Consider the following 12043-nt stretch of genomic DNA (forward strand, 5'->3'; position numbering starts at 1 on the left):
CGCGGGCGACCGGGCCACCTGCGCGCGCTGCGCGAATCGCGGTTTCCAAAAGCGCACTTTTCGTATAGGGGCCAGTCATCTGAGACGTGGCGCCCCGACCCCGGCGCTCGAGGGAATGATGATGGGGTCGGCGGCAATGGGGCCGCCAATCAAACGGGAGCCCCGGCATCCGGCCGGGAGGGCTCCCAGACAGGATACGCTAGATGTTCAACGTGACGAAGAAATCCATGCAGTGGGGCGAGGATACGCTCACACTGGAAACGGGCAAGGTTGCCCGTCAGGCCGACGGCTCGGTCATCGCCACCCTGGGCGAGACCTCGGTCATGGCCAACGTGACCTTCGCCAAGCAGCAGAAGGAAGGTCAGGACTTTTTCCCCCTGACTGTTCACTACCAGGAGAAATACTACGCCGCGGGCAAGGTGCCCGGCGGCTTCTTCAAGCGCGAGGCGCGGCCGACCGAAAAGGAAACGCTGACCGCGCGCCTGATCGACCGTCCGATCCGTCCGCTGTTCGTGCCGGGCTTCAAGAACGAAGTCCTGGTCATGTGCACCGTGCTCAGCCACGACCTCGTCAACGACCCCGACATGGTGGCGATGATCGCCGCGTCGGCCGCGCTGACGATTTCGGGCGCGCCGTTCATGGGTCCGATCGCGGGCTGCCGCGTCGGCTACTCCGGCGGTGAGTACGTCCTCAACCCCGACGTCGAGGACATGCACGACCTGCGCAACAACCCCGACCAGCGTCTCGACCTGGTTGTGGCGGGCACCAAGAACGCCGTGATGATGGTCGAGTCCGAGGCCTACGAGCTGACTGAGGAAGAGATGCTGGGCGCGGTCAACTTCGCGCACGAGCAGATCCAGCCGGTCATCGACCTCATCGTGTCGCTGGCCGAAGAGGCCGCGAAGGATCCGTTCGACTTCACCCCGCCGGACTACTCGCAGCTCTACGAGCGCGTGAAGAGCCTCGGCGAAGACAAGATGCGCGACGCCTACGCGATCCTCGACAAGCTCGAGCGCCAGGAAGCCGTCGCCTCCGCGAAGGACGCGATCAAGGCCGAGCTGACCGAAGAGGAACTCGAGGACAAGAACCTCGGCTCCGCGCTCAAGAAGCTCGAGTCGACCGTCCTGCGTGCCGACGTGGTCAAGAACAAGCGCCGCATCGACGGCCGCGCGCTCGACCAGGTGCGTGCGATCGAAGCCGAGACCGGCTTCCTGCCGCGCACGCACGGCTCGGCGCTGTTCACCCGCGGCGAGACGCAGGGCCTCGTGGTCACCACGCTCGGCACCGGCGACGACGAGCAGATCATCGACGCGCTGCACGGGAACTTCCGTTCGAACTTCCTGCTGCACTACAACTTCCCGCCCTACTCGGTCGGTGAAGCGGGGCGCGTCGGACCTCCGGGACGCCGCGAGATCGGCCACGGCAAGCTCGCATGGCGCGCCCTGCAGGCGGTTCTGCCGGCGCCGACCGACTTCCCCTACACCATCCGCGTGGTGTCCGAGATCACCGAGTCCAACGGCTCGTCCTCGATGGCATCGATCTGTGGCGGGTCGCTGTCGATGATGGATGCGGGCGTTCCGCTGAAGTCGCCGGTGGCGGGCGTGGCCATGGGCCTCGTGCTGGAAGACGACGGCGAATGGGCCGTGCTGACCGACATCCTCGGCGACGAGGATCACCTCGGCGACATGGACTTCAAGGTCGCCGGCACCGAGAACGGCATCACCTCGCTGCAGATGGACATCAAGGTCGCGGGCATCACGTCCGAGATCATGAGCCAGGCGCTGGACCAGGCGAAAGCCGGCCGGATGCACATCCTCGGCGAGATGAACAAGGCGCTGAGCGAAGTGGGCGCGTTCTCCGAGCACGCACCTCGCATCGAGACCATGACGGTTCCGCAGGACAAGATCCGCGAAGTCATCGGCTCGGGCGGCAAGGTTATCCGCGAGATCGTCGAGACGTCGGGCGCCAAGGTCGACATCAACGACGACGGTGTCATCAAGATCGCGTCGCCGAACGGCGAGGCCATCCAGAAGGCCTACGACATGATCTACTCGATCGTGGCGGAGCCGGAAGAGGGCAAGGTCTACAAGGGCCGCGTGGTCAAGATCGTGGACTTCGGTGCCTTCGTGAACTTCTTCGGCAAGCGGGACGGCCTCGTCCACGTCAGCCAGATCGTTCCGAAGCGGCTGAACCACCCGTCCGACATCCTCAAGGAAGGTCAGGACGTCTGGGTCAAGCTGCTGGGCTTCGACGATCGCGGCAAGGTGCGCCTGTCGATGAAGGTCGTCGATCAGGAGACCGGCGAAGAGGTCAGCGAAGAGCGCAAGGAAGACGTGGACGGCTGATCGCCGCACGTCGTCTGCACTGGATCTAGAGGGCGCGCCGGGAGACCGGCGCGCCCTTTTCACGTTCGCGCGCCATGAGGCGCTATGCGGCGGCTGTGAGGAGGTATGTCGGACTTGGTCGGGTGCCGGGCGGAAATCTCACGCGGCACGCAGATGCGCCCCACACGGCGCGTATGACGATCCCGAAAAAGAACCGCCGCCGGCGATGTCTCGACGGCGGCGGGAGATGTCTGGCCCCCCTGCGGCGCTTCGGACCGGGCGGGGGAGGGGCGGTTAAGCCCCTATGTGCGGCGACGTCGCGCCGGGCTCAGGCGCCGGTGCGGCCGTTGCGGCGGAAGTCGCGGACGATGAATCCGGCGGCGACGAGAGCGGCGACGGTGATGACCGAGGAGATGATGTCGATGAACATTGCGGTGATCCTGAACGGACGATTGTGGAACTGCGGCTCATATAGGATCGGTCTTTACGAACCGTGAGCTTGGCTGCGGCGCAACGCGATCAGAAAACGACCAAACGATGTTCCCTCACGTTTTCGTCACCGAAAAACACGATGGGCGTGAGCTTCAATAAGTTGTTGTAAATTCGTCATGAAACGGCCCCGCTCCGAAATGCGAAGCGGGGCCACATTGTCGCGTTCCGACGTGTCGGAAACGGTCAGTCGGGCAGGGCGTAGACCGCCACCTGGTCGCCGACCTGAGGCTTGAGAATCGTGTTTCCGCCGCCGATGAAGGCCACGTACTGCTTGCCATCGTGCTCGTAGACCGCGGGGTTAGACACGGAAGGGGCCTCGACCGTGTCCTCCCACAGCTCTTCGCCGGTCTCGATGTCGAAGGCGCGCACCTTGGCGTCCATGGTCGAACCGATGAAGATCAGGCCGCCTGCGGTCACCGCGGGGCCGCCGATGGTGGGCGAGCCCATGCTCTCGGGCATGTAGAAGCCGAACTTCTGCGACGAGCCCAGCGGCTTGCGCCAGTTCACGTCGCCGGTCTTCATGTCGATGGACACGAGCTCGCCATACGGGGGCTTCCAGCACGGCATCCCGAGCCAGTTCATCGCGACCTTGAGCGACATTCCGTAAGGCGAGCCGATCTGCGGGTAGTAGCCGCTCTCGTTGCCCGAGCCGCCCTGGATCTCGTCGTATTCCTCGCGCGCATAGAGCTGGATGTACTGCGTAATGTGCGAGGTGTTGACGATGGCGGTCTGGCTTTCGGGGTCGAAGGCCACGCCGCCCCACTGCACGCCGCCCGAGCTGTCGGGGAAGGTGTAGACGCCCTCACCCTCGGTCGTGGGCGGGGTGTACATGCCCTCGTACCAGAGGTCGTCGAAGAGGCGCGAACACTGGCCGAAGCCTATCGCATCGGCGATCCACCAGATATCGGCCTTCTCGGCCTGATCGAGCAGCGGCGCAGGTTTCGTGGGGAAGGGCTGGGTTTCGGAGTAGACCTCGCCTTCCACGGTGCCGTCGCCTTGCGGGACGGGACGCTCCTCGATCGGCCAGACGTCCTCGCCGGTCTCGCGGTTCACCACGAAGAGGAAGCCCATCTTGGTCGCCTGGATCAGCGCGGGGATCTCCTCGCCGTCCACGGTGATGTCCATAAGCGTGGGCGCCGAGTTGATGTCGTAGTCCCAGATGTCGTGATGGACCCACTGGCGCGACCACTCGACCTCGCCGGTCTCGAGATCGACTGCGGTGGTCGATGTGGCGAGGGGAATGTCCTCGGTGCGGTTGCCGCCCCAGTAGTTCGGGGAGGGCGAGGCGACGGGCAGGTAGACCATGCCCAGTTCCTCGTCCACGGACATGGCCGTCCAGACGTTCGCGGTGCCGGTCTGCTGGCGGATATCCTCGGGCAGGGTTTCGACCGCCCATTGCAGCTCGCCCGTCTGGGGGTCGACAGAGAACACCGATCCCGGCGGGGCTTCGGCGAATTTCCAGTCGTTGCCGGCCCAGCCCATGATGACGTGGTTGCCCGCGACGGTGGGCGGCTGAAGCAGCGAGAACGGCCACTTGTTGTTGGTGTCGTTCCACTGGTTCACGTTCAGCGCACCGTTGTCGCCGAAGTCGGAGCAGAGCTCACCTGTGTCGGCGTCCATCGCGAAGAGACGTGCGTCCATCGTGCCGAGGTAGACGATCTTCTGGCACGTCTCGCCCTCGACGGGGTTCTCGGCTTCCCAGTAGGCCACGCCGCGGTTCTTGAGCGCAGGCTGCGTCAGCGCCTCGAGCCGCGACTCGGAATCGAAGCTCCAGACCTCCTCGCCGGTGGCGGGGTCGAGCGCCAGCACACGGTAGAACGGCGTGCCGATGTAGAGCAATCCGTTGGCGTAGACCGGCGTGGCCGACCAGACGGTCGTGGGTAGATCGCCCGAACCGTCCGAGACGTCGCCGGTGTGGACTTCCCAGACCTTTTCGAGGTCGCCCACGTTGTCGGGCGTGATCTCGGTCAGCGGCGAATACTTCTGCGCCGAAAGCTGGCCGTGGAAGGTGTTCCAGGTCGGCGTATCGGGCACCAGCGGGACCGGCGCGCGGGCCTGTGCCTGTGCGGCCTGTTCTCCATCCGACGTGCCTGCGGCGGACGCCTCGTCCCCGGACGGGTCAGAGGCTGTCTCCTGCGTGCCGGAGTCCGCCGCTGTGGCGTTGGACTGCTCAGCCGCGTCCTGCCCGGTGGCATCCTCGGTCGGCTGATCCGCTTGCGTGTCCTGCGTGTCGGATGGCTCCGTCTCGGCCGCGGGCTCCGATGCGGCTTCGTCGGCAGCGTCGCCGGACGCTCCCGAGCCGGGCTCGGAGGTTTCGCCCTCGGTGAGGGCGTCTCGGGCCGGTCCTTCCTCGGTCATGGCCCCGTCACTGTCGGCCCCTTCGGCCTCTGGGGAGGCGTCGGTTTCTGCGTCGGACGCATCTGTCTCCGGGGAGGCGTCGCTCTCGGTCGGTGTCGATCCGGAACCGTCACCGGACCCCTCTTCGGTCAGTGCGTCACGGGCCGGTCCTTCGTCCGCTCCGGTGGCGCTGCCGGTTTCCGGTTCGGGGACCGCCTCGGTCTCGGCCGGATCGGACTGGGTGCCGGGCTGGCCGCTCTCGGGGCCGGCGTCGGTTTCTGTTTCGCCGTCGGAGGTCTGGGCCAGCAGGGGCGCGGGACCGGCGTGAACGGCAAGCGCGGCGGCAAGGGCGAGAATGCTCAGGCGGGAGGTCATCATGCTGCGGCTCCTTCTGTCTTGCGGACGGGGCCGATGCCGTCGAGGACGACGCCGACGAGCGCGACCGCCATCGCGACGATAATCCACCAGCCGTGCAGGAAGAACGCGGCAAGCGCGGTGCCGAGGATCCCCAGAACGGTCAGCCAGCGCCAGACGCGATGGCCCGTCGCCATCATCAGGACGGCGCCCAGCGCGACCAGCAGCGACGCCACGAGGACGATCAGCGCGCCGATCGTGCCGGTGACGCCGGTGAGCGGCGTGATGTAAAGATAAAAAGCGATTGCGGCCCCTGCGAGCCCGGCGAGCGCGATGAGCGTGGCGCCGAGAGGGGACCTGCGTTTTCGGGTATGCGGCATATTAATTTCCTTCTGCTCCCGTAACGGGAACGCGGAAACCGGGGCCGCAAGTTCCGGACGAATGGCAGGTTCCCGCCGAGCGCATGACGATTTCGTCAGGCGCGTCCCGGTCAGACCACCTCGATCACGCCCTTGTCCACGGCGAGGACATAGCCGCGCCGGGCGATCGTCTTGACGATCAATTCGGACACCAACTGGTTGCCCAGCCCGTCGCGCAGGCGTTTCACCCGGGTCGCGCCGGCGGCTTCGTCGCAGTCCTCGGCCGCGCGCCCCGAGATCATGCCCTCGATCTGTGCGCCCGTGAGCATGTCGCCGTCGAGCCGGGCCTCGGCCAGAACCGCCAGCGTCTCCATCATCGCCTCGGTCAGCTTGAAGCCCATGGTGTTGAGATAGACCGTGTTCTCCTCGCGGCTGACGATCAGCGACGTGACCTCGATGCCCGAACGCTCGATCTCGGCCATGCGGCGGTTGAGCGTGACCAGCATCACCAGGAACACCAGCGCCGCGACCATGAGCGCGGTGGCGAAGACCAGCAGCACGAGGATCACCATTCGGTATCCCGCCAGCGTCTCGGCGAACGCGGTGCCGGACTGGGCGAGGATCTCCAGCAGCTTGACCTCGGCCTGAGCGGTGAGGTCGTCGTTCTCGATGAAGATGCGCTCGACCCGGTCGTTGAAGGCCCCGGCGTCCGGAAGGGCCAGAACGAGCCACGCGCCCGCGCCGACCAGCAGCGCGACGATCAGCGCGAGGCCTGCACCGACGATGCGGGTGCCCGAGCGGCGGGCCTCAGTAACGGAGGAAGTTTTCGCCGGCACTGTCGCGCTTCTCGTCCAGTTGGTCGCCGCCGAAGGTCGAGACGACGTTTAGAAGGGTCCAGCCCGCGTCGGCCAACCGGGCGCGCAGGGCATCGGCGGCTGCGCCCCGAGAACAGGCGTCGTCGGGCAGTTCGGCCACGCCGTAGTGCAGGCGCAGCGGGTCTTCCTGCTTGGCCTTGTAGTCGGCGTAGCAGGCCGCCGCGGCGGGGCCGGGCAGGGCCAACGCGAGGCAGAGGAGGGTCAGGGGCAGGACGGTGCGTGTCATGACACCTTGATGCGGCGGAGGGCGCGGAAAGGCAATGACGCACGGGCCAAGCGCGCCGGTTATGCGATAGCAGGCGGCCGACATTGCGGGTCAGTGGCCGGCGGCAGGACGGTAGGTCTGCACCGTTTCATCCCGCGAAGGAGACCCAAGCCATGCGCCGTCCGATCCTCATCCTCGCCGCCGCCATCGCGGCCCTCTCTCCGCTTCTGGCCGGGCCCGCGCACGCCGGCGACGATGACATTCCCGCCGCGCTGGGCGGCATCCGTCCCGCCTATCTCTACGGGCTTGCGCAAAAGCGCGAAGAGGCACTGCGCGAAGAACTGCGCCGGACCGAGAAGGCTCTCGAGCGCGAGCGACTCCGGAATGCCGAAGCTCGGAAAGCCGAACGCCGCAAGAAGCTGCATGCCGAGGAGGCTCGCCGCGCCGCGTGGCGCGAGCAAGAGCGCCGCACGCGTGAGGCAAAGCTGGAGCGCCAGCGCCGCGAGGCCCGCCAGGCCGAAGCAGAGCGCCGCCGGGAGCGCGAGCGCGACCGCCATCACCGGGCCGGAGGCGGGCATCGTGCGACGCCGTGGGGTGACGACGATCGCCGCAGGGACGGGCATCGCCGGGGCTGGGACGACGATCGCCGCCATGTCCGTCTTGCGCCGATTCCCGCCTCCTGCCACCGCACGGTGATCTTCGACCGCACCGGGCCGCAACACGCCTTCGGGGGCCGTTGCCTCGCCCGGAGCTACCCGGACGCGGACCGTCTGCCGAATGCCTGCCGCGTGCCGCTACCCAAGGGACAGGGTCGCGCGGCATACCTCGCCGAGTGCCTCCTGCGGCGCGGCTTCACCATCGGGCGCTGATCGCCGCCCGCGGATACGGTCCCGGCTGGATCGGCCCCGCAACCTCGGCTAGACCCCGGCGCATGGGACCGACCGACTTTCACGAACGCGCGCTGATCGACCGGGGCCTCGGCCCCGTGGCCGGGGTGGACGAGGCCGGGCGCGGCCCGCTCGCCGGGCCGGTGGTCGCCGCGGCGGTGATCTTCGATCCGGCGGTGCTGCCGCCGGGACTCGCCGACAGCAAGACGCTCTCGGCCAAGAAACGCGCCGACCTCTGCGACCTGCTGCGCGGCACCGTTGCTTTCGGCATCGGCCAGGCCAGCGTCGAGGAAATCGACGAGATGAACATCCTGCGCGCCAGCCACCTCGCCATGCTGCGCGCGGTCGCGGCACTGCCGAACCCGCCGCGTCACCTGCTGATCGACGGCAACATGATCCCGCGCGATTGCCCGCATGAGGCGACTGCGCTCGTGAAGGGCGACGCGCTGGCCCTGTCGATCGCGGCGGCGTCGATCCTGGCCAAGGTGGCGCGCGACACCATCATGCGGGACTTGGCGCAACACTTTCCGGGCTATGGCTGGGAGACGAACCAGGGCTACCCGTCGAAAAGCCACACCTCCGCGTTGCGCGATCTTGGTGTGACCCCACACCATAGGCGAAGCTTCGCGCCCGTGCGCAATATCTTGTATCAAGCGGATTTGCCAACCTCCTGATTCAAAAATCGAATTGACCGCGAATCGTCTTCGACTCATCCTTGGGACCAACCACAGAGCGCCCGTCAGAGGCGCCGGGGAACGAGGCAGAGAATGACGAAGATGGACCGGATGCAGGGCGCACAAACGCTCCCTCTCAACACGATTCTGGCAGGCGATTGCATCGAGCAGATGGCGGCGCTTCCCGACGCCTGCGTCGACCTGATATTCGCGGACCCGCCCTACAACCTGCAACTGAAGGGCGAACTGCACCGGCCGGACAACAGCCGTGTCGACGCGGTGGACGATGACTGGGACCGCTTCGCGAGCTTCGAGACCTACGACCAGTTCACCCGCGCGTGGCTGACCGAGGCGCGCCGCATCCTCAAGCCCGACGGGGCGATCTGGGTGATCGGCTCCTACCACAACGTGTTCCGCATGGGCGCGGCGCTGCAGGATCTCGGCTACTGGATCCTCAACGACGTGGTCTGGCGCAAGTCGAACCCGATGCCGAACTTCCGGGGCAAGCGCTTCACCAACGCCCACGAGACGCTGATCTGGGCCTCGAAGTCCGAGGGCGCCCGCTACACCTTCAACTACGAGGCGCTGAAGGCCATGAACGAGGGCATCCAGATGCGCTCGGACTGGGTGCTGCCGATCTGCACCGGCGGCGAGCGTCTCAAGACCGACAGCGGCGAGAAGGCGCATCCCACGCAGAAGCCGGTGAGCCTGCTGCACCGCGTGCTCGTCGGCTGCTCCAAGCCCGGCGATGTCATCCTGGATCCGTTCTTCGGCACCGGCACCACCGGCGCCGTCGCCAAGGCGCTCGGTCGCGACTGGATCGGCATCGAGCGCGATCCGGGCTACCGCGAGGTCGCCGAGGCGCGCATCGGCAAGGTCCGCAAGTTCGACAAGGCCGCGCTCGAGGTCACCCGCGCCAAGCGCGCCGAGCCGCGTGTCCCCTTCGGCACCCTCGTCGAGCGCGGGATGCTTCAGCCCGGCGAGACGCTGGTCTCGGCCACCGGCAAGAGCGCACGGGTCCGCGCCGACGGTACCCTGATCGGCCTCGACGTGTCGGGCTCCATCCACCAGGTCGGCGCCGCGCTCGAGGGCGCGCCCTCCTGCAACGGGTGGACCTACTGGCACTTCGTCAAGGACGGCCAACGCGTTCCCATCGACGTGCTGCGCCAGCAAATCCGCGCCGAGATGCACGCCGCGCGCTGAGGCGCGGCTTCACCCCACATACGGTTACCGCCAGCGCCCGCACGTCATCGTCCGCGGGCGCCACTGGCCCCGTCCGTGCGCGCACGGACGGGGCATTTTCGTGACGGCGCCGTTCCGCCGTGCGCGGGTTGCACACGGACGCGCGAGGCGGTCATGTGGCGCAACCTCGGGAACGGAGACTATTCATGGACCTGCGCGCCATTCTCATGGGCCTCGCCTTCGCGGCGATGTGGTCCTCGGCCTTCACCTCGGCGCGTATCATCGTGACGGCGGCGCCGCCGGTCTCGGCGCTTGCGCTGCGCTTCGCGATCTCGGGCGCTCTGGCGTTGCTGATCGCGCTGGCGCGCGGCGAAAGCTGGCGGCTGACGCCGGCGCAATGGAAGGCAACGATCCTTTTCGGCATCTGCCAGAACGCACTCTATCTCGGGCTGAACTTCGTCGCGATGCAAAGCGTGGAGGCGTCGCTCGCGGCGATTATCGCCTCGACCATGCCGCTGATCGTGGCCTTCGCGGGCTGGGCGATCTTCGGGGAGCGGTTGCCGGTGATGGGCGCGGTGGGCCTCGGCGCCGGCGTCGCGGGCGTGGTCATCATCATGGGCGCGCGGCTTTCGGGCGGGACCGATCTGTGGGGCGTTGCGCTCTGCGTGGTCGCGGCCTGCGCGCTTGCGGCCGCCACGCTGTCGCTGCGCAGGGCGAGCGGCGGCGGTGGCAGCGTGATGACAGTGGTCGGCATGCAGATGCTGGTGGGCGCGGCGGTGCTGCTGATCCCGGCCGCGTTCGAGACCCACGTGATCCAGCCGTCCTGGGCGCTGTTCTGGGCCTTCCTCTACACCACGCTGGTGCCCGGGCTCGCCGCTACCATCGTCTGGTTCCTGCTGGTCGAGCGCATCGGCGCCGTGCGGGCGGCCACGTTCCACTTTCTCAACCCGGTCTTCGGCGTGGCCATCGCTGCGGCGCTTCTGGGCGAGGCGCTGCGGCTCGCGGACCTTGTGGGCGTGCTTGTCATCGCTGGGGGCATCCTGGCCGTGCAACTGTCGAAGCAGAAGCCGGTGCAGGCGCCCGTCTGAGGCTTGGGGTCGCCGCCGGTCGCAGTGGCGTCCCCGTTCCTCGTGGCGTGCCGTGAGGCGCGACCACCTGCGGCAAGTTCCCTGGTAACGGAAGCGGACGCGCGTGAATGAGGCCGCAGCAGCGTCCCCGTAGCCAGTCCTGTCCGTGTCCAAGGAGTTTGCCGACAAAGCCTGCCTCGGCCCCTCGGCAGGATCCGGCACGTCGCGCTATCATGGAGAGGGGGAAGTGGTGGGCGACCCTGGAATCGAACCAGGCGTGGGTCTCCCCGGCGGATTTACAGTCCGCTGCCGCACCTTGCAGCGCGTCGCCCATATCGGTGCGGGACAGCGCCCGCTCCAACGTGACGGGGTGCTTACAAGCGGCCCCGGAAGGCGTCAACCGGAAAAAGCCGCGGGCTTGCGGGACGGCGCGGGCGGTGCCACAGGAGGGCGGCGCGACCGGAGGGCGCTGGCATGAAGAAACCCGACTGGGTCATCCGCAAGGAACAGGACAAGCGCGCGAAGGCGGCCGAAACGGTGTGGCTGTTCGGCCTCCACGCCGTGCGCGACGCGCTGGAGAATTCGCGCCGCGAGAAGCTGCGCCTGATCGTCACGCCGAACGCGCAGGCCAAGCTTGAGGCGGCCATCGCGGCGTCGGGCATGACGCCCGAGGTCAGCGACCCGCGCAAGTTCGCCGCGCCGCTCGATCCGCAATCGGTGCACCAGGGCGCGGCGCTCGAGGTGAAGCCGCTGGACTGGGGGCCGCTGGCCGAGGTCGCGGCGGCGGGCGAGGATGGACGGCCGCCGCGGGTGGTGCTGCTCGACCGGGTGACCGATCCGCACAATGTCGGCGCCATCCTGCGGTCGGCCGAGGTGTTCGGCGCGCGCGCGGTGATCGCCCCGCTGCATCACTCGGCCCCCGAGACCGGCGCTCTTGCCAAGACCGCCAGCGGCGCGCTGGAGCGGCAACCCTACCTGCGGGTAACCAACCTGGCGCGCGCGATGGAGGAGCTGCGGGACATGGGCTACACGCTGCTCGGTCTCGCGGGCGAGGCCGAGGCAACGCTCGAGGCCGAGGTCGCCGCGGCCGGCACGCGGCCCGTGGGGCTGGTGCTGGGGGCCGAGGGACCGGGCCTGCGGCCCCGCACGCGCGAGACCTGCGATGCGCTGGTCAGGATCGACTTCGCCGGGGCGTTCGGGTCGCTCAACGTCTCGAACGCGGCGGCGGTAGCGCTCTACGCGGCGACGCGGAGCTGAAACGACGGGGCCGGGCGGCAATTTCCTTAA

10 protein-coding genes and 1 tRNA gene are annotated in these 12043 nt (G+C 67.8%); 6 read left to right on the plus strand and 5 right to left on the minus strand.

The genetic code is table 11. The features are described from left to right. The first annotated feature begins 203 nt into the window (after positions 1–203). Entirely contained in the window at positions 204–2345 is a 2142-nt protein-coding gene (pnp, locus tag BMX29_RS01615) for a polyribonucleotide nucleotidyltransferase (RefSeq protein ID WP_043846455.1), read from the plus strand. A gap of 654 nt (positions 2346–2999) precedes the next feature. On the opposite strand, the gene BMX29_RS01620 is transcribed toward pnp, so the two are convergent. The 4 genes from BMX29_RS01620 to BMX29_RS01635 form a co-directional block, all read right to left on the minus strand. Beyond that, entirely contained in the window at positions 3000–5531 is a 2532-nt protein-coding gene (locus BMX29_RS01620; RefSeq protein WP_244889118.1) for an outer membrane protein assembly factor BamB family protein, read from the minus strand. Next, positions 5528–5887 carry a hypothetical protein gene (locus BMX29_RS01625; protein ID WP_092809813.1) on the minus strand — a complete coding sequence of 120 codons (360 nt, stop codon included), beginning with the start codon at positions 5885–5887 and terminating at the stop codon, positions 5528–5530. Before BMX29_RS01625 ends, BMX29_RS01620 begins: the two co-directional genes overlap by 4 nt. 110 nt (positions 5888–5997) lie before the next feature. Further along, on the minus strand, positions 5998–6702 hold the full coding sequence (locus tag BMX29_RS01630) for a helix-turn-helix domain-containing protein (protein ID WP_043846452.1): 705 nt from the start codon (positions 6700–6702) through the stop codon (positions 5998–6000). After that, the gene (locus tag BMX29_RS01635; protein WP_092809815.1) at positions 6674–6967 is read right to left on the minus strand and encodes a hypothetical protein; all 294 of its coding nucleotides are present in this window, start codon (positions 6965–6967) and stop codon (positions 6674–6676) included. Before BMX29_RS01635 ends, BMX29_RS01630 begins: the two co-directional genes overlap by 29 nt. Before the next feature lie 152 nt (positions 6968–7119). On the opposite strand from BMX29_RS01635, the gene BMX29_RS01640 reads away from it, so the two are divergent. The 4 genes from BMX29_RS01640 (at position 7120) to BMX29_RS01655 (ending at position 10777) form a co-directional block, all read left to right on the plus strand. Continuing rightward, complete coding sequence (locus BMX29_RS01640) at positions 7120–7815, plus strand: hypothetical protein (RefSeq protein ID WP_092809817.1); 696 nt, start codon at positions 7120–7122, stop codon at positions 7813–7815. Between the two features lie 62 nt (positions 7816–7877). Continuing rightward, on the plus strand, positions 7878–8507 hold the full coding sequence (locus BMX29_RS01645) for a ribonuclease HII (RefSeq protein WP_043846449.1): 630 nt from the start codon (positions 7878–7880) through the stop codon (positions 8505–8507). Between the two features lie 93 nt (positions 8508–8600). Then, positions 8601–9710 carry a site-specific DNA-methyltransferase gene (locus tag BMX29_RS01650; protein WP_043846447.1) on the plus strand — a complete coding sequence of 370 codons (1110 nt, stop codon included), beginning with the start codon at positions 8601–8603 and terminating at the stop codon, positions 9708–9710. 185 nt (positions 9711–9895) lie between these two features. Beyond that, a complete protein-coding gene (locus tag BMX29_RS01655; protein ID WP_092809819.1) occupies positions 9896–10777 on the plus strand; it encodes a DMT family transporter in 882 nt (293 codons plus the stop codon). Between the two features lie 227 nt (positions 10778–11004). Here BMX29_RS01655 and BMX29_RS19080 read toward each other — a convergent pair. Next, a tRNA-Tyr gene (locus tag BMX29_RS19080) sits at positions 11005–11088 on the minus strand. Positions 11089–11230: 142 nt separating this feature from the next. Between BMX29_RS19080 and rlmB the strand changes: the two genes are divergently transcribed. Beyond that, positions 11231–12013 carry a 23S rRNA (guanosine(2251)-2'-O)-methyltransferase RlmB gene (rlmB, locus tag BMX29_RS01660; RefSeq protein ID WP_092809821.1) on the plus strand — a complete coding sequence of 261 codons (783 nt, stop codon included), beginning with the start codon at positions 11231–11233 and terminating at the stop codon, positions 12011–12013. The last annotated feature ends 30 nt before the right edge of the window (positions 12014–12043 follow it).

Origin of the sequence: Roseivivax marinus, from assembly GCF_900109705.1 — a bacterium.
GTDB classification, from domain to species: domain Bacteria; phylum Pseudomonadota; class Alphaproteobacteria; order Rhodobacterales; family Rhodobacteraceae; genus Roseivivax; species Roseivivax marinus.